We start from the raw sequence: 19333 nt of genomic DNA on the forward strand, positions 1-19333 counted from the left end.
GACGACCGGAGCCAGCATCCTCGCGGCGGTTCGCATCCATCGCAACGCGAGCGCACCGTGATCTTCATGGTCGCTCCCAACGCCGTCTGCTACCGCGTCGACCATAGCACCTCAAAAATTTCGTACGACTCCGTATCACGGCGGCGACTTGACGCTGGCGACCGGGAAGCCAATGCTGCGGTTCGAGCGGGCGGGTGGGTCGGCGACGCGCTCTGCGGCCCGCTCGGCCACTTGGGCTTTCAGGAGGAGCCGTCTTGGTCCAGTCCGATGCCATCCACGATCTGGTCATCCGCAACGGGCTGATCATCGACGGCACCGGCGCCGAGCCGCGCATGGGCGGCGTCGCCATCGACGGTGACCGCATCACAGCGGTGGGCGAGGTCGGTGCGGGACGCCGCGAGATCGATGCGGAAGGCTGCTGGATCACGCCCGGTTTCATCGATCCGCACACCCATTATGACGGGCAGGCGATCTGGTCGACCCGGCTCGACCCCTCGTCCGCGCATGGCGTGACGACCGTCATGATGGGTAATTGCGGGGTCGGCTTCGCCCCTTGCCGCGCATCGGATCACGCAGCCCTCATTAACGTAATGGAAGGCGTGGAAGATATCCCCGGCGTTGTCATGGCGGAGGGCCTCGACTGGGACTGGGAGACGTTTCCGCAATATCTCGACGCGCTCGAGGCGCGATCACGGGACGTCAACGTCGCGGTCTACCTGCCGCACAGTCCGCTACGCGTCTATGCCATGGGCGCTCGCGGAGCCCGGCGCGAACCGGCGACCGCGCAGGATCTGGCGAAGATGCGTCGCCTTGCCTGCGAAGCCGTCGAGGCCGGCGCGATCGGCTTCGCCACGTCGCGAGTCAACTTCCACCGGACCGCAAACGGCGATCGGATCCCCAGCTTCGATGCCTCGCGCGACGAGCTTCGCGAGATCGCCGCCGGCGTCGCGGACGCGGGCGGCGGCCTCGTTCAGGTCGTGCTCAATCCGTCCGACAACGGTTGGTCCGACGAACTCGACATCGTGTTCGACGTGTGCCGAGCGTCGGGTCTGCCGGCCACCTTCACCTTCGCGACCTCGAACGGCGAAGATCGTAACTGGGAGAACGCGCTGGCAATGGTCACGGCGGCCAACGCCGAGGGGATGCGTGTCACGGGGCAGGTGTTCCCGCGGCCGATCGGGATGATCTTCGGCTACGCACTTTCGACTAATCCTTTCAGTCTCTGCCCATCCTACAAGGAGATCGCCGAGCTTCCGCTCGGGGAGCGCGTGGCTCGCCTTCGGCAGCCGGGCTTGCGTGACCGCATCCTGTCCGAGACGCCCGGCGAGGGGCATCCGCTCGCGATGCTGGCCCGTCGGTGGGATTGGATGTTCCCGATGGGCGACACGCCCGATTACGCGCCACGGCTCGAAAGCAGCATCGGCGCGCGCGCTCGCAGCAAGGGCGCGGCGCCTGAGGACTTGGCCTACGACATGCTTCTTGAGAAAAACGGCCGGGCGCTGATATATCTCGCAGCAGGCAATTTCTACAAGGGGACGCTGGACGAGCTGGGCACGCTTCTTCGCGATCCGGCGATCGTGATCGGTCTGGGCGACGGCGGCGCGCATTACGGCATCATCTGCGACGCGGGCTATCCGACGTTCCTGCTGACCTACTGGGTGCGCGACCGCGACGGAGCGCGCTTCGTTCCCGCCGAGGCGATCAGGATGCTGAGCGCGCGTCCGGCGGAGATGATTGGCTTTACCGATCGGGGGGTGCTGGCTCCCGGCAAGCAAGCCGACGTCAACGTCATCGATCCCGACCGGCTTGCGCTCCACGCGCTGGAGATCGTCAACGACTTGCCGACCGGCAGCCGCAGGCTCAATCAGGAGGCGTCGGGTTACCGGGCCACGATCGTGGGCGGGCAGCCGATCGCGGAGAACGGAATCCCGACAGGTGCCCTTCCCGGTCGACTGATCCGCCGCCGCGGCGGATCGCGACGCCCCGCCTCCGGGGTAAGCGGAGCTTCGCCGATCGGGGAGCCGGCTTATTCCGCGGGAGATTGAGATGCGCTCGCGTCACCTGATCGATCCCGAGGCGGAACCGTTCCTAGAGCTAATCCCGCAGTTCGATCTCTCGTCCGAAACATTGGCGGAGATACGCCGCTGGATGGACGACAACCCCGCGAGCGCCCCGGCGGACTCGAATGCCGCGGTTGCGGAGGAGATCATCCCGGGCGAGAGCGGGGGACCGGCCGTCAGGGTGGTTATCCATCGGCCGAACGACCAAACGGGGCCGCTGCCGGTGGTCGTGCATTGCCATGCCGGTGGCTTCGTCCTCGGCTCGCCGGAGACGCACGCGGCCGGCAACGCCTATCTAGCGCAGCATTTGGACTGCGTCGTCGTCTCGGTCGATTATCGGCGGCCGCCCGAGCATCCGTTCCCCGCGCCGCTGGAGGATTGCTACACGGCGCTGCGCTGGGTGCATCGCAACGCCGAGGGGCTCTGGATCGATCCGGCGCGGATGGCGGTCGGCGGGCAGAGCGCGGGCGGCGGGCTGGCCGCGGCGCTCGCCCTGCTCGCGCGCGATCGCGGCGAGGTGCCGCTGATCTTCCAACTGCTGATCTACCCGATGCTCGACGATCGTACCGGCTCGGCCGGCGAAGCCGATCCGCATCCCTATGCAGGCGAGTTCTGCTGGACTGCCGCGAACAACGCCTACGGATGGCGTTGCATGCTGGGTGCCGAGGCTGGAGGCGCGGACGTGTCGCCTTACGCGGCGCCTGCCCGGGCCAGGTCGCTGGCCGGCCTCCCGCCGACCTTCATCGCCGTGGGCGCGCTCGACCTGTTCGTCGAAGAAGGCATCGAATATGCTAGGCGATTGATCCGAGACGGCGTCTCGACCGAGCTGCACGTCTATCCCGGTGCCATTCATGCGTTCGACTCGTGGCCGGATACCCAGAACAAGGTCGCTTTCGACCGGACCTATGCGGATGCGCTTCGCCGCGCCTTCCGATTATCGCCGACCTGACGTCGAAACGCGGCTGACCAAGCATCGGTAACGGGCGCTCTGCCCACTCGACGGATCGTAGCGTCATCCATTCAGCATCGTTCAAGGAAGAGATCGGGTGCCCGCATCATTACTCGGCAAGGTTGCGATCGTCACGGGCGGCGCATCGGGCATCGGGCAGGCCTGCGTGTCGGCGCTCGCACGCGCTGGCGCGATCGTGCTCGCCGCCGATCTCGACGATGCGCGGCTGGCGACGATCGCCTCCGGCACCGACGGCAAGGTGACGACGATCCGTTGCGAAATCACTTTCAACGCCGACGTCCGCTCGCTGATCTCGGCCGCGGAAAGCGCCGGGGGCTCGACGTAGCGACCGATCGCGCTGGCATCCTGCACATTCGGCGAGACCTAGGCATCGGGCGATTATGCGGGCGGGATCGAGAACCACAACCGCTTCTTCCTCAACCCGATTTGCCGCGCCCCCCCCCCACTCGGGCACCGGCTATCTGCACACCGCTTCGTCCGCCAGCCGATGATGGAGGCGGTAGGTGCGTCGTTCGGGCAGGTGATCGCGCCGGTGGTGGTGGCGAAGGATTTTGTCGACCTTCTGGAGAACGGCAGGCACGACGACCGCCAGAGCGTGCTGATTCAGCTCGCCAGCGCGACATCGGCCACTGCCGGCGACCTAGACGCGGCGGCGGGCGGGATTGAGGCCCGCACCAGCGACTTCGTGATGGCGGGCGGCGGAAAGACCGAGGATGCGGAGGTGGACCGGCTGCGCCGCTACCTCGCAGCTAAACTCACGCGCAGCGAGGTAGATGCGCTGCGCACCGCGTATCAGGACCTTTCGATTAAGATGGTGTGGCGGGACAGCAGGAAGCGCGCGCATTGCCTGGGCGGTGCTCGACACCGGGATCCGTGCCGACCATCCCCATTCTCGCGAGCACAAGCTCCGGGCGCAACGCCGTCATCGGCATCACCGGCCCCTGGCGCAGCGATCCCAAAGTTAGCGAGGCGTTCACGATGCTGATGATGCCACCTGGGCCCGACATAGCGCCATACCAGGACCGCTAGATTGTCATTCTCGACAAATCGAGCTGGGCGACTGGCTCGATGTGCGGATACCCGCGCAATCCATCATCCGGCCTCCGCCTGCGGGCAGCCTCAAGGTTCAGCAGGTCGGCTAGGCAGCGAGTGCGTTGAAGGTTGGAAGGAGGCGTCCACCGCGTACTGACGCCGCGGTGGCGTCGGGAGCCAGGTTGATGTTCCGTATTCGTTCCATACTATGCTGTCGGCATGGGAGGCGGATCGATTCGCAAGATCATCCATTTCGACATGGATGCCTTCTTCGCGTCCGTTGAGCAGCGCGACGATCCCGCTCTACGCGGTCGCCCAATCGCGGTCGGCTATGCCGCGGCTCGCGGTGTGGTGGCGGCGGCGAGCTACGAGGCAAGGGTATTTGGAGTTCGCTCCGCCCTGCCCTCGGTCTCCGCGATCCGGCGCTGCCCGGAACTCATCTTCGTGCCGCCGCGATTTGAGGTCTGTAAGGCTGTGTCCCGGCAAATCCACGCGACTTTTGCGGAGTTCACCTCGCTCATCCAGCCGCTCTCGGTCGACGAGGCGTATTTCGACGTGACCGAGAACCGCGCCGGTCTGCTGACCGCCTGGACCACCGGCAAGGCGATCCGCACGCGCATCTTCGAGGAGACCGGTCTCACCGCCTCGGCGGGCATCTCCTACAACAAGTTCCTGGCCAAGCTTGCCTCCGATCACCGCAAGCCCAACGGCCAGTTCGCCCTCACGCCCGACATGGGCGCGGCGTAGGTCGCGACGCTGCCGGTGGCACGCTTCCACGTCGTCCGTGCGGTGACCGCGGCCAAGATGAAGCGGCTCACCCAAGCAGGTGGCGCAGACGAAGCGCTGCGCAGCGCCGCGCAGGTCATCGGGCCAGCCACGCTGCTGGAACAGCCACCACAATGGAACCGCATTAAGAACCCGCTCCGACCGGCAGCGCCGGCATCGGGGGCGCAGGGCAGCGACGGTGAAGCGCGCACTGCTCGATCGTCCGCAGCACGCGTCCTATATGATCGAGATCGTCCGCAGGCGCGCCAGATATCATGACCTGCCCTGGGGAGAAGGCGGCGCCTCCTCATAGCGGCCGGCGGCACGTGGCTGGCGGACGATGCCGTTGAAGGCGGCGTTGTCCCTTACGCGCCGCCGATCTCATTACTCTGCGCCGCCGCATCGGCGACGATGGCGTTATGGTGAGGAAGTAGGCGCATACTACGCTCGCGAGCCGTGGTGGAGGCGGTCGACCATGCGCGCGGAACGGTGACCCTCCGCTTGTCGCGCGGCCGAGAGCGGGTGTTTCGGCCGGAGAAGCTGCATACGCGCCCGACCGAGAGCCTGGTCCAACTCTATGAGGCGAAAACGCTTCAGCTGCACGAGCGCGACCGCATTCGCTGGACGGCGAACGTTTGCGATCAAGCGCTTTTCAATGCCGATAAGGCGCGGGTCGTGTCGATCGACGCAAAAAGAGTCACGATCGAGACGTCGCACGGTACGAAGGTCGCCCTGCTCCGCGACGATCCGATGCTCCAGCACCTCAATCTCGCCTACGCGTTGAACGCGCACATGGCCCAAAGCCTGACTTCCGATCGGGCATCGGGGTCATGGAGACGCGCGACACCAAGCTTGTGAACCAGCAGACGTGCCTGATGACAGTGACCCGCTTGCGGGACGCGCTGACGCTGGTTGTCGGTCGCGCGAGCAAGCTTGAGCGTCAATTATCTCGCAACGCCAGAGGCAAGTCCTCCGCGCTCGAGACCACGGGCAACGTCCGAGACGGGCGAGTGAGAACGGACGAGCGGTCGCGGCCAAGCAATGTCCCTCAGCCCCCGGAGAGATCGATCGAGGCTGATCAGGGCCGGCCGAAGCCATATAAGATCGGAATCTGATTTGAGACTTTGACCGGACAAGAAGACCCACAATCCACCATTCGGGCTAGACTAGCTGGCACGCTCTCCACTTCCGGCCATTTGTTCATTTGACAGACGCAGGAGCAGGCCTGCAAATTGCGCTGGACCTGCAGCTGTCAGGTTCGACGCCGTTGGAACGCTGTTCCCGCTCGAACCGCTGCGGACGGGCATCCTGAGTTTAGGCCTGCCCGCCGCCGGACTGGAAATATGGTTTGCCGCCGGATGCCGGAACGCATTCTCGCTGGCGGCGTCATCCAATTCTAAACGTTCGCGACCGTGGCGGAAGGTGCTCTCGATTTTGGTACTCGCCTAACAAAGCCTCTCCGCGTCGACGTCGGACCGCACGGAACTGATCAAGGGAGTTCGGGCTTTGGATGCGCGGCAAGGAGCCGAGTAGGCGTTGGCGCGGCTGTCGACACACACCCTTCCTTGGTGACGCTCAGCAACGGATCGCAGCACGCGGCAACGGCGCTGCTGAGGCGCGCCGGGCTGAAGGGGCAAATCACTTACCTCGTCTCGGTCGATGACGTTAGGCATTTCAATCCTTGGGCGGAGAATTTCATTTGCGGCCTGCGTCACCGATCTCCATCGACTGGAAAGAGGACATGAATTTGCGCTAAGATGCGAGTGCAACTAAGTGATTGCTCAGTTGTTATGATTGATGTGGCTAGCGGTTAGCGGAGTGCGGGCATGAGTAGCAGCGACCACACATCCAGCCTGCCGCTCGAGAGGCCGACGGTTCATACCGTCGCAGCCCGCGATGGTGTCGAACTCGCGGTTGCGGTCTATCATACAATGGGCGAAGGTCCCGTTCCCGCGTTGCTTGCCGCCTCGCCCTACCGGTTCGATAATGACGAACTTCCCGACATTCCCGCCTTTATGTTCCGCGAAACGGGTCCGATCGGCTTCTATGTGGAGCAGGGCTACGCCTATGTGCGCCTAGACGTTCGTGGCACGGGACGCTCGGGCGGCGTATTCGAGTTCCTGGGGCCAAGCGAGCAACAGGACCTGTACGACGTCATCGAGTGGATTGCCGCCCAGCCCTGGTGTACCGGGCGTATAGGCGGCAGTGGCCAGTCATACTTCTGCATGGCGCAGTGATTCATGGGAGTCGCGCAGCCGCCGTCGCTAGCGTGCCTCGGTGTCCACGACGGCATGAGTGATCCCTACAGAGCAAGCGTCTACGCTGGCGGCATTCTGGAAACTTCTTTCCTACCACCTGGCTGGATCTCGTTCGCACGATCAACGCCGAGCCAGCGGCCCCGGACGCGCCTCCTCGCGAGTTGCGCTCCGACCTTAACCAGACCATGCGCGACCATCCCCTGTACGACGATTGGTGGCGCGTTCGCACCGCGCGCGAGCGGCTCGGCGCGATTACCATACCCGTTTACGCGAGCGGGATCTGGAGCAAGGGTCACCTTCAGGGTGCGCTTGATGGCTTCCCTCACGTGTCCGGCCCGGTCAAGCTGCGCCTGTCTCGCGCCGAGAACGCCAGCGTCGCGCAGATGGAATACGCGTCAGAAGATTTCCATTGTCGGGTCATGCTGCCATTTTACGATCGTTGGCTGAAAGGCATGACGACCGACTGGGACGCTCGGCCCCCGGTCGAATATGGGGTGCGCGAGAGCGGCGAGACCCGCGCGGCCACCGCCTGGCCCCCTGAGCAGGTCCGCTACCGTGACTGGTTCCTGAGTCCGGCGAAGGCCGATGCCGTTTCCTCTCTGAACGATGGCTCGTTGGTGATAGACCCATCGGAGAAGGCGGAGGTTGGCTATATCTACCCCGATCCCGGCTGGGTGCTCGGTAACGTCGGTTTCGGCGCGGGAGGACCGAAGGACGGTTTCGATCCGGTCATGCGGATGCTGACCTTTATGACGCCGACCCTGGATCAGGAATACTTTTTCGTCGGGCCGATCGCGCTCGAACTGCATCTTTCATCAAGCAACCTCGACACCGATGTGTTTGTTCGCCTCGTCGATCAGCCGCCGTCGGAACCCGGCCGCGCACCAACGGGCAAGCTGGTCAGCGCCGGCTGGCTGCGTGCGTCACACCGTGCGCTCGATCCGGTCGGCACACCGGCCGAGCCGCTTCATCTCCACGACCGCCGTGCTCCCCTGGAGCCGGGCGTGCCCGTGCGGCTCGACATCGCGCTCGCGGCGACGGCGTGGCGGCTGGCATCGGGCCACCGGGTCCGGCTGGAGATCGCGAACACGGATTCGTCGCTTACCGTTCCCATCAACACTCACCTCTATCCGCCGCGAGCGATGGGTGAGGATCACGTCCATATGGGCGGACATCACCAGTCGCGGCTGCGACTGCCAGTGCTGGACGAGCGCGCATGACCCCGGCGACGACCGTACCGAACCGCCGATCGGGACCGCGTCGACGCGACCGGCCTGCAATGGAAGCAGCCCTGATCGAGGCGGCGACCGCGTTGTTTGCTGAACGCGGGTACGAGTCCACAAAGACCCGCATGATCGCCGAGCGGGTCGGTTGCTCCGAAGCGCTCATCCAGAACTATTTCGGCGGCAAGGACGGGCTGCTGCTCGCGGTCATGCGATCGGGCGGCGAATGGGAGACTTACCTGGCCTTCTTCCGCCGACCGCTTTGCGCCTCAATGGAGGAGGAGGCCGCCGAACACCTCACCTATGTGATCAAAGGGTTGACCGCCCGGGCGCCCTACCTTCGCATTCTCGTGTCACGAGCGCTCGTCGACCCCTCGTTCCAAGCAAGTTATGGTGAGTACACGCTCCGCAAACAGGTTCTCGCTGCCTTGACCGAGCGGTTCGATCGCTGCCGGCAGACCGGCATGTTGAGCGACAGCGTGCCGATCTCGGCGGTCGCTGAATGGCTGGTCGACATGGGTTTCCATCTTGGATTCATCCACCCGCATCTGCTCGGCCACAAGCCGGCCCAAGTGACCGGGCTGGCTCGCGACTTTGCCCGGCTGTTTGGGCGGGCGGTCCAACACGACGACTATCAGACCAGCAAGGAGAAGTAACATGCAATTTCAGGAGCTCGAACCGCGCGCGACCATCGAGTCGCAGTTGAGCGACACCGAAGGTCAGGTGGTTTTGCTCAACATATTCACCATGGAGGCACAGGATGCCGATGGCTTCCTTGCGGCATGGTCAAGGGAGGCTGACTTTTTCAAAGCTCAACCTGGCTACATCTCGACCCAGCTCCACAAGGGAGTCGGCGGAAGCACGATGTACGTCAACTATGCCGTATGGGAATCGGCCGCCGCCTTCGGAGCCGCCTTCCACAATCCGACCTTCAAAGAGACGGCCAAGGCATTTCCCGCCAGTGTCGTCGCCCTGCCGCATCTTGTTCGCAAGATCGCGGTTCCCGGCTACTGCGTCGCTTGAGGCGTCCCTCACGATTAAAGGAGGTCCTGCGTCATGGCTAGGTCCATCGACATCGCCGTTCCGCCGTTTCACGTACAGTCCTCCGGCAAGGAGCTCAGAAACGGGTTCCCCTATTTTACCTATCACGAATCCGTGTCGGCGCTTTGGTTGCAAATGTGGCGTCCAGCCTGTGTCGGCGGTTACTATCCGTTTTACGACGGCATCGTGGAGGATTTCGATCCCATCTTCGAGGAGCTAATCAGCATATCAGGCGACGATCCCAGGATCCTGCATCGGCCCGACGATTATGCCAAGCCGTTCCTGCCGGTGGGCCGGTACCTCGTGGCCCAAGCGGAAGAGGCTCTATCACGGGGACAAGGTGATCGGGCCAAGGATCTTTTCCTCCGCGCAGCGGCAGTCTTCCGTATTGCCCGCTTCCCGATTGTCCGGTCACCCCTGACCCGGCAGGCGTGGGAAGAAGGCAAGGCCGCCTATGAGAAGGCGGGCGAGATGCTCGATCCGCCCAGCGCTCGCACCGCTATCCCGTTCGTCCACGCGGATACGTCGGCAGGTGACACCGACGTTCCCATTCAGGCCTATCTGCGCTTGCCAAAGGGTGAGAAGCCGGACGCTGGCTGGCCTGTCTTGCTGTTCGTGTGCGGTCTCGACTCGTACAAAACCGACAATCGACTGCGGACCGATCAGCATCTCGACCGCGGTTATGCCACGCTGATCTTCGAAATCCCGGGCACCGGCGACTGCCCGGCCGCACCGAACGATCCGACCTCGCCCGACCGTCTCATGAGCAGCGTCCTCGACTGGGTGGCGGCAACGGCGTCTGAATACGGGATCGATCTGGCGAAGGTGATCGTGCGGGGGATCAGCACGGGTGGGTACTACGCGTTTCGCGTCGCCCACACCCACGCCGACCGGCTGTTCGCCGTGACCGCCGAGGGTGGTGGCAGCCACTATATGTTTGATCCACGATGGATCGGCGCACAAGACCAGATGGAGTATCCGTTCGCGCTTGCCGAGGCGCTCGCGTATAAGTTCGGCTACCGCGACACCGACTACGCGGCCGCGGTTGACCGTTATTCGGCCGAAGCGCGCAAGTTCAGCCTTGTCGATTCCGGCGTGATCGGCAGCCCAAGCTGCAAGCTTCTCGCCATCAACGGAATGGAAGACTCGATCTTTCCCATCGAGGACAGCTTCCTCGTGGCGACCACCGGCGACAAGAAAGACCTGCTCGCGCGCGGGGATCGCGGGCATATGGGCGCGCCGGGAGGCGAGGAGATCGTGTACCAGTGGATCGACGACGCGTTGGCGGGCAAACCGTGATCGTGAGTTTCACGACAGACGCCGACATCGGTGGCAAAGGCGCGGCTGAAAGGGAGAAGCGAACCATGGCGGCGATATGCGTGCCCAAGTCCGCCATGTCTGGAATGGCTGAATTGGGCGCTGGCCCACCCTCAGAAACGACAGGTGCTCGCGCATCCGGGCGTCTCGCAAGAGATAACCGCTCAGACCTGTGACGCTGCGGCTGCGTGCTTCGCCGAAGTTGTGGCGCAACTCGATCGCAGTCGCGCCGGTGGAGCCCTACGCGACGTATCATTCCTGTTCGTCGCGTCGCTGGTCACCGGCATGGTGGACGCGACGCTCAATTATATCACGCAGAACCCGGAACACCGAGATCGGCACGCTGACGCGGGTCTCGAGGCGCTCTGGCGCTTCCTCGGATAATCGGACTTCATCGTTCAACGACACAGGACGCAATCATGCGCGATAACACGAACGAAACCGCACCTAGGAACGAGATCGTCGTCGTGACCGGCGCATCCCGAGGCATCGGTGCCGCCACCGCCCGGGAGCTCGCTCGACGGGGTTATCACGTGCTCGCGGGTGTGCGTAGCGATGACGACGTCCGAGCACTAAAAGACTCTAATCTAGAGCCCGTGTTGCTCGACATTACCGACGAGGCGGAGATCGCCGCTCTCGTCCGGCGGGTCATGGACTTCCCTGCGGGCCGGCGACTGCGAGCGCTGGTCAATAACGCCGGTCTCGCGATCAACACGCCGTTGGAGACCTACACGCTGACCGAGTGGCGGCGACTGTTCGAGGTCAACCTGTTCGGCCACGTGGCGATGACGCAGGCGCTGCTCCCCGCGCTGATTGCGGGCCGCGGCACCGTGGTGAACATGTCCTCCGTCGGCGGCAAGGTGGCGATGGCCACCTATGGTCCCTATGCCGCCAGCAAGTTCGCCCTCGAGGCAGCCAGCGACGCGCTGCGGCGGGAGGTCGCGTCGCTTGGCGTCAAGGTTGTCGTGATCGAGCCTGGCGCCGTCACCACCAGCATGCTCGGCGAAGTCGATGATCGCGGCCGGCGCGTCCTCGACGCGATGACCCCGGCACAGCGTGGCCGCTACGCCGCGCTGATGCACGCGGTCGTTCGGCAGGCCCGGCCCTCCGCCTCCAGCGGCGCGCCGCCGGAAGAAGCTGGCCGCGTCATCGCGGACGCGATCGCCAGCGAACGGCCACGAGCGCGCTACACCGTCGGACGCAGCACGGCAATGATCGTGCGCCTTACCAGGCTGCTGTCGGACCGGATGCTCGACCGTCTCCTGGCGCGCAATCTCAAGCCCTATATCGACGAATATTCCTCCGATCAGTGAGCCGGTTCGCGCCCGGATCCGAGACTTCGCCGCCATCACAAGCGCGACACAGGCCCGCTGCCGTTGCCTAGGGCCAAGCGTAGCGCGTCGTTCAGAGCGAGAGCTTGATTGACTTGGTCGCGGCGAGATCGCCAGGCCACGACACCATTGGGCCGCACCAGCGAAGCACCCGAACGCGACAGACCGAACGCGGCGGCAAGGTCGAGATCGATCGAGCACACGTCCTGCTCGGCGACCAGGCATCGCACCGGCGCGAGCAGGTGCTTCAAGACCCGATCGAGCACCGCGCGCCAACCGGCGTCGTTCGCCAGCAACACTCAACCGGGCTGGAACAGGTCCAGCGTGGAGATGCGTTCGCCCTCGCAGGTGACCCAAAGGTGCGGCGCGCGTGTGCCGGGCTGCCCGGCCCAGTCGGCCGGTCGCCGGGCGTCGGGCAGGTCGCCATCGCCGCCCGCGATCACGTCGAAGCGGTAAATCTGGCCGAATTCCATCGCCGTGTCGTCTATGATCGGCTCGTCTGCCGCATGACCTTCGGCGCGGCGGCGATAGTCGGGACGCGCCAGGATCTGCTGGTGGCGGCGCCAGGCGACCGGCCGACGTTCCTGCATGTAGCTGTCGAGCAGCTGTGGACCCGACGCGCCCGACCGGACCGAGGCCAGCTCCCAGGCGAAACTATGCGCGTCGGCGATGCCGGTATTCACGCCGAAGCCGCCCCGCGACGGCGACAGCGTGTGCGCAGCATCGCCGGCAAGGAACACGCGACCGGAGGAAAATCGTTCCGCCACGGAAGCGCTGAGGTCCCAGCGTCCGATGGTGATGAGGTCGACCGGAAGATCGGGACGGCTCGTAGCTCGGGCGATGGCCGATCGCAACGCGTCGTGGTCGCGCTCCTGATCATCATGGAACATCACCCAGCGGCCATCGCCGTAGGTGGTCAGGAACGCCTTCAGGTCGGGCTGGTCGATCTCGAACTGCGAAACGCCGCGTTGCAGGTAATCGTCGAGTTCCGCCCGGAACAGCACGCTGCGCATCGTCGCCAAGTGGCCGCGTCCGACCATCGGGATCCCCAACCGCTCGCGATAGGACTGCGGCTGCCGTCCGCCGCGATCAGGTACGATGCCCGTAGCCGGTACGCATGCCCATTCACGCTCCTCACCTGAGCCGTGACTCCGTCTTCGTCCTGGTGCCAAGCGGTTAGCTCGGTGGCGAAGCGGAGGTCGGTGCCGAGTGCCGTAGCGTGCCGGTGCAGGAGCGCCTCCATGCGGTCCTGCGCGATCGCCGCACCGGCACAGGGTGAAGGTGGCGCCCCGTCGTCGCCGGCGCCGCCTGGCGTCCAGGTGTTCGTCTCGAACCACTCGCCGGCCAGGCTCTCGAGGCGGGAGCGTAGAAGCCGGCTGTCGGCCGATACCTGCGGCATTTCGGCGCCCATCCCGACGGCGCGCAGCAGTTCAAGTGTACGGGCGGTGTACTCGGCGAGCGGCGTCGGCGAGATCACGGAGGCGGCAGGCGTTCCGCTCGGCTCCTCCACGAACCACTTCCGCTCCAAGAAGGCCTACGCCATCCTGGTCCTGGAACGCTACATGGACGTTCTGCTCGCAATTGCGGCGGGCAGTCTGGGCGATGGCGGACGCGAGCCGCTCGCCAAAATAGGCGCGTACTTCGACGCGATCGTCGACATCGCCGAGCCCCTCCAATGGCGGTTCGGCTGTCTGCTCGCGAATCTGGGACTGGAGCTGCCGACTCACAGCGAAAGTTTGCGTAAGGCGTTCTCGACGGCGCTTGAGGCGCTGACGGTTCCATTCGCTAACGCAATCCGAGACGCGCAAGCTAGCGGGCAGGCACGCGCCAACGTCGCTGCGGAGGATTGGGCAATGATGCTCCTCGCCAGCTGGCACGGCAGCCTTTTGCGAGCGAAGGTCGAGCGGAGCGGCGACGCACCACGTCTCTCGCGAACATGATGCCGCTGCTTCTCCGGACTGACCCATAGAAGATGCTGTTTGTTATCTTCGAGCGCTTCTCAGCCTTATAGGAGGTTTAGCTGCGGGCGCGACATGACAGCGGGTGGCCAGACGCATCTATCAGCGTCGGACATCAGCTTGTCGCCCTGGCGGCCAAAGCAACAGCGACATTGCAGTCGCACCTTGCAGGAACCGCAGCCACGACGTTTGCCGTCAGAGCCGACCTATGACAGGAGAGCCCCGATAAATCCCTGCGGCCCACCCGGGATCAGCGCTTCGGCCTGCTTGATCTTCTGGTCGTGCTGGTAGCTATCAAGCACGGACTGAGCCTTCTCCAGGCCGGCCCAGCGCGTGTTCACCATTAGGTGGCCCGGGTCAGTCACATCCTGGATGACCTCGTGGTGCTCGTATCCGTCGAGCTCGGTCATGTCATGCCCGATCGAACGGGTGATCTGGACAGCCTGGTCATGGGCGTTTGCAGGAAACTTGAAGTCGAACGTTGATATGAATGGCATGTCTGCGCCTCCGATTGTGCGAGGAAGTCATGCCGCAATGAGAACGCCGGCATCAAGCGCGTGACGGTGATCACACTCGTAACTACGAGAGAGGAATGGACAGATTGAAGGCGATGGCCACCTTCGTCACGGTGGTGGAACGCGGCAGCTTCGCCGCTGCGGCGGCGGCCGGAGGCCTCTCGCCCGCGATGGTCGGAAACCACGTCCGATACCTGGAAAAGCGGCTTGGTGAGCCTCTTCTCACCCGATCCACGCGGCGCCAGGCGTTGACCGATCTGGGGCGCGATTACTACGAGCGGTGTCGCCGCATTCTGGAGGAGGTCGAAGGCGCGGAGGCGGCCGGCTGCATCGGGACGCCCTCCTCCGGCACGTTGCGCGTGACCGCGCCGGTCGTCCTCGGCACGCTGGTTCTGGCGGACACGATCGCGCGCCTTGTCGCTGAAAATGCAGCATTGAAGGTCGACCTGATACTTCGCGACGATCGTCTAGACCTCGTCTCCGAGCGGATCGATGTCGCCCTGCGCATCGGCGCGTTGCCGGATTCCACGCTCGTCCAGCACGCGCTGGAGTCCCTGCCGCTCATCATGTGCGCGACGCCGGACTATCTGCGCAGGCGGGGCATGCCGCGCAGCCCGGCCGACCTCGACGGGCATGCCTGTCTCAGCTTCCTGCAACATGGCGCGAACGAGTGGCCGCTGCGCACCGGCGATGAAACTCTCTCCTGGTCCGTTTCCGGACCGGTTCGGGCCAACAGCGGACTGGCCCTAAGAGCTTTCGCGCTCGCCGGACTTGGGATTGCAATGCTGCCACTGTGCGTCGTCAAGCATGATTTGCAGGATGGTTCATTACGAGAGGTGCTGCAGGATCACGGGCCGCGACCCCTCGAACTGCGCTTCCTCGCCCTGCCCGGTCGCATGGACGCGCCGAAGGTGAGGCGCTTCGTCGACGCCGTCGCCGCGGATTGGCGGGCGGCGACGCTAGCATTACAGTTGCGCTTTTGATCCTGTTTTGAATCAATGGGCCACCATGTCGAGGAGGTCGTGGTGACGGGAGCATCGATCGAGACGACGCTGGAGCTATGGGCGTCATCATTGCGCGAGGTGAAGATGCGGATGCGGCCCTTGTTCAGCCAGGAGCGCGTTGCGGCATCGGCGAACAGCTTCCTCGACGGGTTGCTGGGCGACGAACGTCGCAAGACCGGATGGATGCGCGCGGAGGCGGCTGGCATGGCGGCAACAGGCGATCCTGGGGCGCGGGCGGTGGGATGCGGAAGCGCTGCGCGATATTGTGCGCGACTATGCCATCGACCATCTCGGCACCGATGACGCGGTGCTGGTCATCGATGAGACTGGGTTCCTGAAGCAAGGCAAGGCGTCGTGTGGCGTGGCGCGCCAGTACACGGGGTCGGCCGGCAAGGTGACCAACTGCCAGATCGGCGTGTTCGCCGCCTATGTCTCGGTAAAAGGGCCATGCCTTCGTCGACCGGGCACTGTATCTGCCAAAGAACTGGACCGCCGACCCTTCACGGCTGGCGGCGGCGCACGTGCCCGAAGGCATGGTCTTCGCAACCAAGCCGACACTGGCGGTGAAGATGATCGAACGCTGGATGGCGGCAAACATGCCGTTTTCCCGGCTCGCGGCGGATGCGGTCTACGGTGTCGGCGACATCGAGCAGGCGCTGCGTCGTGCCGGCAAAGGGTACGTGCTGGGCGTAAAGGGCGGCCATCGCTTCGGCTCTTGGGTAGGCAGGCCGGTGGTCGCGGGCACCGCCGCACAGATCGCAAGCGACCCCGATCCTGGCGCATGGCATCGCCGGTCGGCAGGCAACGGCACCAAGGGGCCAGACTTCACGACTGGGCCTGCCTCGAATTCACGGACCTCGAGGCTAACGATTATGCCGACGATCTGTCCGGCACATGGACCAGGGGCCTGTTGTCCGACGCCACGTCGCCGATGGCGATCTCGCCTTCTTCACGACGTGGTGCCCGGCCGGCACGACCATGAATACCCTCGTCGGCGTGGAGGGGCATCGCTGGGCTATTGAGGACAGCTTCGAAACTGCCAAGAACGAACTCGGCCTCGATCACAACGAGACCCGCTCGTGGCATGGCTGGCACCGGCACGTTTCGCTTGTCATGCTCGCCTTCGCGATGCTGGCGGCGATCCGCACCCGCGCCAATGCCACGCCCCCAAAAAGAGCCCGGACGAGGTCACCGACCTGATCCGCTGGTCCGCTGGTCCGTCCAGGAGATCCGCCGCATCGTCGTCAGGCTGGCCCAGCGCCGCATCGAACGCCGCCACGTCATCGCATGGCCATGCTGGCGTCGTGCTCATCAGGCTGCCGCACAACGCGCGCACAGCCAATCAAGAACGCAACTGTAATGCTAGGCCCGCCGGCCCCTCGGCGTTGAACCGCACTATCCAGTCGCGCACGGTCTGGAGCGTGACGTCGCCGATCTCGCCGCCTCGCTGCGGGTCTCCCCCTCGTAGATCGCCGCCAGCGCCAGCAGCCGCCGCACCTGCTCCGCATCGCGGCTCGTCCGACCCAGCTTCCGCAACGCCGCCCCGTCATAGTCCGACCGCAACCGCACCGCCGCCGCGATCGCGAACCTCCCTCAGCCCGCGATCTTGAATCATCCTCTGGGTCGTTTAGGAATCCCCGCCGTGAGTCAGCTCCTCACGGATCTGGTATTACGCGATCCGGGCGCTCACTAAACCCGCCATACCGGTGTCCGACACGATCGGCGAGCGCAGGCGGCGTAGGAGTATAGGGGCGCGGACGAGTTTTACAATCGGCGCCGCGGCGGCTCGCCTCACTCGCCGCCGACCTTCCGGTAACATGTCGTCCTCTCGCTTGATCTGGGCGGGTGGCAGGGGTCACTAGGAAATCGTCGCGCCGACCGCGCGGGACCGCCGCTAAAGCGTGCGCAACGGGATTGCCGACGGCACGACCCCCTCCAAGCTCTCAAGCCTTACGAGTGGAACACCTACGCTGCACCCCGTCGCGCACTGCATAGGTTCGTACAAATACTCGCGCCTTACCTGAACACGATATAGGAAGTTCAGCCTCGCTTCGAAATCATGTTCAGAATCCTGAACGATCAGTCGCTCGAGCTCGTACAATCCCTCATACCAATCATCGACCTTGTTACCGATCAAGGCCGACAACTCCTTCATATTATCCTGATCTATACGTCCCGCTACCGCGTTCCCACGCGCCAGCGTCTTTACGAGCGCGGCGCTGTATCGAGCAAACGACTTTTCGCCTTGGTCGCGCGAGCGCGGAGCATAGAATTGCTCGATCTGCCCGGTGATAAGATCGTGAAGCGGCTTGAGAATCGTCGTCTTCTCGCTTGGCAAGTCGGGTACGCTCAGTGAGATTCCGTGATACTCGGCCATCGCCTCCAGGATGCCGCGCTGCGCCGGAATCTCCCAGGACAGAGTGAACACTAAATCGGGGAGCGTGGGATCGGGTGCGATCTTCGTCGCCGCGGAAGGCAGATTGAACAGCACCGTGCTTGCCACCGTCATGTATCGCAAGGCCGCGTGGTCGAGCGGAATACCGGTAAGCGCCTCATAATGCTTGCCGTAGTGCGCGACGTGCTCCGGCATACGTCCAATCGAATATACCAGTTCACGCACGCGCATTAAACCGATCGCGAGCAGCGGGTCCGCAAGCACACCGAGTTCGAAGTCGATGAGTGACAGGTATTCAGAGCCCGCGAACATAAATTGGTTCGGACCGACGTCGCTCAATCCGAAGCTCAACGGGCGCTCGCTCGGAAGATGATAGGTTTGGAGCCATTGTATCCCAAGCTCAAGGATGGGTTCAGGCTGAGTTCTTTCCAGCGAACGGTAGGTGGCGATGCTCGTCCTCTTGAATTCCTCCCACTGATCCCTCGACGATGCAGGTCTCGCCATGTTTGCCGGAAGCGCCATCTTGTCCACGGGAAAGGCATGCAGGCGTGCGATATCCTCCATGTAATCCTGGAAGAGCGCAAACCGGCGGTCCGGATCGAAGACTTGACTGAGTTCGGCGTCTCCCTCGATCCGCTCCATCAGCATCCACCCGTGCTCGGCATCATGCCCATAATAATATGGGACACTAACCGGCAGGTCCTGTAGAGCCCGCAGGACTTCGGCCTCGCTCGTCAGGCCCTCTCGAACGTCGCCATCGTCGGCACCGCCGCCTGGATCCCGGAAACCCCGCAACATCACCTTACGGACCGATCCATCCGGCAACTGGATGTCCAGGAACCATTGGGGTCGCCAATTATCGTGTTTCAGCTTGCGGACGATCCGGCCGCCGACGACCCGCTCCGCCCAACTGAAACCTTCCTGCTCGGCGCGTATCATTTTGTCTCTCCGCCATCACCATGCCGCCCGACGCGAGGGTCGCGCCATCCCCTCCGCACCGAAGCTACGGAACGGCCCGCAAGGCAGCGCCACCATAGGATCGCCGGCGTGGCCGCGCGAACGTCAGGAGTGCCCGTCAGAGCCGCGCTGAACTCCAGTTCGCTCCGGATCAGCTCGATCACCCGCGCGACTCCTTCCTCGCCGCCGGCGGCCAAACCATAGAGCGGCGCCCGCCTTAGGAGACAGGCCTTGGCGCCGAGCGCGACCGCCTTCAGCACGTCCTGCCCCGAACGGACGCCGCCATCCAGCAGGACGTCCAGCCGTCCGGCGACCCGCTCCACGATATGCGGCAAAGCGGCCACGGTCGATGCCCCTTCGTCGAGCATGTTCCCGCCGTGGTTCGACACTACGACCGCGTCCGCGCCACATTCAACCGCGAGCCCCGCGTCGTCCGGATCGCAGATGCCCTTGACGATGAGCTTGCGCGGCCAGATCGCGCGTACCCACGCGACGTCCTTTTAACTT

At 64.4% G+C, this 19333-nt stretch carries 17 protein-coding genes and 5 pseudogenes; 16 read left to right on the forward strand and 6 right to left on the reverse strand.

Going from position 1 to position 19333, the window contains the following annotated elements; translation table 11 throughout:
- The first annotated feature begins 254 nt into the window (after positions 1–254).
- The 13 genes and pseudogenes from ACOFKX_RS07530 to ACOFKX_RS07590 all read left to right on the forward strand — a co-directional run bounded on the left by ACOFKX_RS07530 (position 255) and on the right by ACOFKX_RS07590 (position 11979).
- The gene (locus ACOFKX_RS07530; RefSeq protein ID WP_419826415.1) at positions 255–2045 is read left to right on the forward strand and encodes an N-acyl-D-amino-acid deacylase family protein; all 1791 of its coding nucleotides are present in this window, start codon (positions 255–257) and stop codon (positions 2043–2045) included.
- A 1-nt stretch (position 2046) separates the two neighbouring features.
- Entirely contained in the window at positions 2047–3009 is a 963-nt protein-coding gene (locus tag ACOFKX_RS07535) for an alpha/beta hydrolase (RefSeq protein ID WP_419826416.1), read from the forward strand.
- A gap of 97 nt (positions 3010–3106) precedes the next feature.
- A complete protein-coding gene (locus ACOFKX_RS07540) occupies positions 3107–3355 on the forward strand; it encodes an SDR family NAD(P)-dependent oxidoreductase (protein WP_419826417.1) in 249 nt (82 codons plus the stop codon).
- Between the two features lie 162 nt (positions 3356–3517).
- The gene (locus tag ACOFKX_RS07545) at positions 3518–4015 is read left to right on the forward strand and encodes a hypothetical protein (protein ID WP_419826418.1); all 498 of its coding nucleotides are present in this window, start codon (positions 3518–3520) and stop codon (positions 4013–4015) included.
- Positions 4016–4281: 266 nt separating this feature from the next.
- Positions 4282–4914: pseudogene (dinB, locus tag ACOFKX_RS07550) on the forward strand (DNA polymerase IV); the annotation flags it as partial.
- A gap of 372 nt (positions 4915–5286) precedes the next feature.
- Complete coding sequence (locus ACOFKX_RS07555) at positions 5287–5685, forward strand: hypothetical protein (RefSeq protein WP_419826419.1); 399 nt, start codon at positions 5287–5289, stop codon at positions 5683–5685.
- A gap of 968 nt (positions 5686–6653) precedes the next feature.
- On the forward strand, positions 6654–7064 hold the full coding sequence (locus ACOFKX_RS07560) for a CocE/NonD family hydrolase (RefSeq protein ID WP_419826420.1): 411 nt from the start codon (positions 6654–6656) through the stop codon (positions 7062–7064).
- Positions 7065–7246: 182 nt separating this feature from the next.
- A complete protein-coding gene (locus ACOFKX_RS07565) occupies positions 7247–8305 on the forward strand; it encodes a CocE/NonD family hydrolase (protein ID WP_419826421.1) in 1059 nt (352 codons plus the stop codon).
- Complete coding sequence (locus ACOFKX_RS07570) at positions 8302–8964, forward strand: TetR/AcrR family transcriptional regulator (RefSeq protein ID WP_419826422.1); 663 nt, start codon at positions 8302–8304, stop codon at positions 8962–8964. Before ACOFKX_RS07565 ends, ACOFKX_RS07570 begins: the two co-directional genes overlap by 4 nt.
- 1 nt (position 8965) lies before the next feature.
- Positions 8966–9331 carry an antibiotic biosynthesis monooxygenase family protein gene (locus ACOFKX_RS07575; protein ID WP_419826423.1) on the forward strand — a complete coding sequence of 122 codons (366 nt, stop codon included), beginning with the start codon at positions 8966–8968 and terminating at the stop codon, positions 9329–9331.
- 33 nt (positions 9332–9364) lie between these two features.
- On the forward strand, positions 9365–10648 hold the full coding sequence (locus ACOFKX_RS07580) for an alpha/beta hydrolase family protein (protein ID WP_419826424.1): 1284 nt from the start codon (positions 9365–9367) through the stop codon (positions 10646–10648).
- A 144-nt stretch (positions 10649–10792) separates the two neighbouring features.
- Positions 10793–11050 (forward strand): hypothetical protein, encoded by a 258-nt coding sequence (locus ACOFKX_RS07585; RefSeq protein WP_419826425.1) that lies wholly within the window; start codon positions 10793–10795, stop codon positions 11048–11050.
- A gap of 35 nt (positions 11051–11085) precedes the next feature.
- Positions 11086–11979, forward strand: a complete 894-nt coding sequence (locus ACOFKX_RS07590; protein WP_419826426.1) for an SDR family oxidoreductase — start codon at positions 11086–11088, stop codon at positions 11977–11979.
- A 35-nt stretch (positions 11980–12014) separates the two neighbouring features.
- Here the strand turns inward: ACOFKX_RS07590 and ACOFKX_RS07595 are convergent, their stop codons facing one another.
- Positions 12015–12293 (reverse strand): hypothetical protein, encoded by a 279-nt coding sequence (locus ACOFKX_RS07595; RefSeq protein WP_419826427.1) that lies wholly within the window; start codon positions 12291–12293, stop codon positions 12015–12017.
- Between the two features lie 3 nt (positions 12294–12296).
- A pseudogene (locus tag ACOFKX_RS07600) lies at positions 12297–13408 on the reverse strand (FAD-dependent monooxygenase).
- Positions 13409–13559: 151 nt separating this feature from the next.
- Between ACOFKX_RS07600 and ACOFKX_RS07605 the strand changes: the two are divergent.
- Positions 13560–13937, forward strand: a complete 378-nt coding sequence (locus tag ACOFKX_RS07605) for a TetR family transcriptional regulator C-terminal domain-containing protein (RefSeq protein ID WP_419826428.1) — start codon at positions 13560–13562, stop codon at positions 13935–13937.
- 224 nt (positions 13938–14161) lie between these two features.
- Here ACOFKX_RS07605 and ACOFKX_RS07610 read toward each other — a convergent pair whose 3' ends face one another.
- The gene (locus tag ACOFKX_RS07610; protein ID WP_419826429.1) at positions 14162–14452 is read right to left on the reverse strand and encodes a hypothetical protein; all 291 of its coding nucleotides are present in this window, start codon (positions 14450–14452) and stop codon (positions 14162–14164) included.
- A gap of 95 nt (positions 14453–14547) precedes the next feature.
- Here ACOFKX_RS07610 and ACOFKX_RS07615 point away from each other — a divergent pair, with 95 nt between their 5' ends.
- The gene (locus tag ACOFKX_RS07615) at positions 14548–15453 is read left to right on the forward strand and encodes a LysR substrate-binding domain-containing protein (protein WP_419826430.1); all 906 of its coding nucleotides are present in this window, start codon (positions 14548–14550) and stop codon (positions 15451–15453) included.
- A gap of 25 nt (positions 15454–15478) precedes the next feature.
- Positions 15479–16674: pseudogene (locus tag ACOFKX_RS07620) on the forward strand (IS701 family transposase).
- Between the two features lie 163 nt (positions 16675–16837).
- Here ACOFKX_RS07620 and ACOFKX_RS07625 read toward each other — a convergent pair.
- From ACOFKX_RS07625 to ACOFKX_RS07635, 3 genes and pseudogenes are all read right to left on the reverse strand, one after another.
- Positions 16838–17055: pseudogene (locus tag ACOFKX_RS07625) on the reverse strand (helix-turn-helix domain-containing protein); the annotation flags it as partial.
- Positions 17056–17368: 313 nt separating this feature from the next.
- Positions 17369–18808 carry a phosphotransferase gene (locus ACOFKX_RS07630; protein ID WP_419826431.1) on the reverse strand — a complete coding sequence of 480 codons (1440 nt, stop codon included), beginning with the start codon at positions 18806–18808 and terminating at the stop codon, positions 17369–17371.
- Positions 18805–19314: pseudogene (locus ACOFKX_RS07635) on the reverse strand (alpha-hydroxy acid oxidase); the annotation flags it as partial. The pseudogene ACOFKX_RS07635 and the gene ACOFKX_RS07630, both read right to left, overlap by 4 nt.
- Between the last annotated feature and the right edge of the window lie 19 nt (positions 19315–19333).

It is taken from the genome of Sphingomonas sp. (genome assembly GCF_965200105.1).
Classification (GTDB): Bacteria; Pseudomonadota; Alphaproteobacteria; order Sphingomonadales; family Sphingomonadaceae; genus Solisphingomonas.

Excerpts from the sequence above, each read along its gene's own strand:
- ACOFKX_RS07535 (WP_419826416.1), top strand. The coding sequence starts at position 2,047 with ATGCGCTCGCGTCACCTGATCGATCCCGAGGCGGAACCGTTCCTAGAG.
- ACOFKX_RS07545 (WP_419826418.1), top strand. The coding sequence starts at position 3,518 with ATGATGGAGGCGGTAGGTGCGTCGTTCGGGCAGGTGATCGCGCCGGTG.
- ACOFKX_RS07560 (WP_419826420.1), top strand. The coding sequence starts at position 6,654 with ATGAGTAGCAGCGACCACACATCCAGCCTGCCGCTCGAGAGGCCGACG.
- ACOFKX_RS07570 (WP_419826422.1), top strand. The coding sequence starts at position 8,302 with ATGACCCCGGCGACGACCGTACCGAACCGCCGATCGGGACCGCGTCGA.
- ACOFKX_RS07575 (WP_419826423.1), top strand. The coding sequence starts at position 8,966 with ATGCAATTTCAGGAGCTCGAACCGCGCGCGACCATCGAGTCGCAGTTG.
- ACOFKX_RS07580 (WP_419826424.1), top strand. The coding sequence starts at position 9,365 with ATGGCTAGGTCCATCGACATCGCCGTTCCGCCGTTTCACGTACAGTCC.
- ACOFKX_RS07590 (WP_419826426.1), top strand. The coding sequence starts at position 11,086 with ATGCGCGATAACACGAACGAAACCGCACCTAGGAACGAGATCGTCGTC.
- ACOFKX_RS07605 (WP_419826428.1), top strand. The coding sequence starts at position 13,560 with ATGGACGTTCTGCTCGCAATTGCGGCGGGCAGTCTGGGCGATGGCGGA.
- ACOFKX_RS07610 (WP_419826429.1), bottom strand. The coding sequence starts at position 14,452 with ATGCCATTCATATCAACGTTCGACTTCAAGTTTCCTGCAAACGCCCAT.
- ACOFKX_RS07615 (WP_419826430.1), top strand. The coding sequence starts at position 14,548 with ATGGACAGATTGAAGGCGATGGCCACCTTCGTCACGGTGGTGGAACGC.
- ACOFKX_RS07630 (WP_419826431.1), bottom strand. The coding sequence starts at position 18,808 with ATGATACGCGCCGAGCAGGAAGGTTTCAGTTGGGCGGAGCGGGTCGTC.